The organism is Haladaptatus sp. (assembly GCF_049589095.1).
Taxonomy (GTDB): Archaea; Halobacteriota; Halobacteria; order Halobacteriales; family Haladaptataceae; genus Haladaptatus.
The window spans coordinates 1-2054 of sequence record NZ_JBAWAC010000279.1 but is presented as its reverse complement, the minus strand read 5'-3'; the positions used below and the strand labels follow the sequence as shown (position 1 = coordinate 2054).

3 protein-coding genes are annotated in these 2054 nt (G+C 64.4%); 2 read left to right on the top strand and 1 reads right to left on the bottom strand.

The genetic code is table 11. The annotated features are described in order from the left end of the window. The coding region (locus tag WBV42_RS09120; RefSeq protein WP_423985743.1) for a stage II sporulation protein M at window positions 1–229 on the top strand (229 nt) is incomplete at its 5' end. 38 nt (window positions 230–267) lie between these two features. Then, on the top strand, window positions 268–834 hold the full coding sequence (locus WBV42_RS09115) for a DUF998 domain-containing protein (RefSeq protein WP_423985742.1): 567 nt from the start codon (window positions 268–270) through the stop codon (window positions 832–834). Between the two features lie 12 nt (window positions 835–846). Here the strand turns inward: WBV42_RS09115 and WBV42_RS09110 are convergent. Then, a partial coding sequence (locus WBV42_RS09110; RefSeq protein WP_423985741.1) for a potassium channel family protein occupies window positions 847–2054 on the bottom strand: 1208 nt, incomplete at its 5' end.

The window sequence follows — 2054 nt, the reverse complement described above, 5'->3', positions numbered from 1 at the left end:
CCTCCCGCACGGCGTCATCGAAATCCCCGGGCTGTCGGTCGCGGGCGCGCTCGGTCTCCATCTCGGCGGCGTCTCGTTGTCGTACGTTCGGGGGCGAACGTCGGTCGATGAGTTCTCGGGCGAACTCGTCAGGGCCTACTACGTCGTGCTCGGACTGCTCCCCGTCTTCATCGTCGCGGCGTTCATCGAGGCGTTCGTGACGTGGTGGGTCGCCGCGCACGTCGTGTGAGACGAACGATTTATCGCATTCCGTTCGGACGATCGTGTATGAATCGAACCCGAACGATTCCCGAACTGAGTGGGCTTGCCGCCCCCCTCGTCACCTTCGGCGCGATCTTGCTCGCGACTCTCATCTCGCCACGGTTCTCGTGGACGCTTGACGCGCTTTCGGACCTCGGCGCGGCGGGGGAATCGACGGCGTGGCTGTTCAACGGTGGCCTCATCGTCGGCGCGATACTCGCGCTCCCGTTCGTCTGGGGACTCTGGATGCGACGCGAAAACCGGTTCGACGCGGTCGGAACGGTCGTCCTCCTCGTTTCGTTTGTCGGAATGGGTTTCGTCGGTGTCTTCCCCGAGGGGACGAACCTGCACTTTCCCATGGCGATCACTTTCTACGCTGGACTCACCTACGCCCTCTTCTTCCTCGGGTCTGGGCGAATCGTGGCCGACGAACGGACGTTGGGACTGGGAAGCGTTTGGCTCGCCGTCAGCCATATCACGTCGTGGATTCTGTGGGCGGTCGGAATCCGGCTCGGGTCGGGCTTGGCGATTCCGGAGACCGTCGGCGCGCTGATCCTCATCGTCTGGATGGTCGCCACCGTCCGGCGGTTCTGATCCGGTCCGAACTCACTGTGCGATCTCGGCGAACTCGTTCGTGTCCTCGTCGGTACCGGCGATGATGAGTTGGTCGTCCGCGTGAATGACGAAATTGGACCCAAGGTCGGTGATGACCTCGCCGTCGCGCTCGATCGCGATGACGGTGCACCCCGTTCGCGTTCTTACGGCGGCGTCCCGAAGGGTTTGGCCCGCCAGCCGTGGTGCGGTCGTCCGCAGGATTTCGATCTGCTTGTCGGGGGAGATGATCTCCTCGCCTTCGAGGATCGTCGAGGCGAGCATTCGGCCGCTCACCGTTTCGAGGGCGAGGACGTAGTCCGCGCCCGCGCTGTACAGCTTTCCGATGTTGTCCGTCTCGTTCGCGCGGGCGACGATTTCGACCCCGGGTGCGAGTTCCCGGGCGATGAGCGTGGCGAAGATCGTCGTCGTGTCGTCCGCGAGCGCGAAGATGATCGCGTTGGCGTACTCGATTCCTGCCTCGAGGAGTATGTCTTCGTTCCGAACGTCGCCGAGCACGTCCACGCCGGATTTGTCCGTCTTGTCCACGACGGTCGTCCGCATCGACTTCTCCTGCATCGCCTCCTCGACCGTCGAACCGACTTCCCCGTATCCGGCGACGATTATCGACCCACGGATGGGACCGCGGCCGTCCGAGATGGTCATCTCCTTCAGCCGTTCGAGCTGCTGCTCCTGCCCGGCGGCGAGCAGAATCGTGCTCCCGTCCAGTTCGGTCGTCGGTGAAGGCGAACTCTGAAACTCCCCACGTCGCCACAGGCCGATGATGCTCGCGCCGGTTCGTTCCCGAACGCCGCTCTCCGCGAGCTTCCTGCCCGCGATTTCGGACCCGGCCTGGATCGATAGCTCCAGGATCTCGAAGTCCTCGCCGATGGTGACGGTGTCGCCGAGGTCTGCCGTCACGGAGGCGGTGACTTTTTCGGCGAGGCTCTGGCCGAGGAGGTGGCGCGGCGAGAACACCTGGTCCGCACCAGCGTAGCGGAGGTAGTTCGTCAAATCCGGGTTCTCCACGAGGCTGATGACCCGGACCGTCTCGGACACCTCGCGGACCGCGAGCGCGATACTCGCGTTCTGTTCGTCGGTTGCGTCGGCGACGACGGCGTAGGCGTCCTCGACGTGGACGTTTCGGAGCGCGTCGGCTGACTCCGGATCGCCGTGAACCACCGAGATTCCCTGCTCGTACAGGTCGAGCGCTTCGTCCCGGT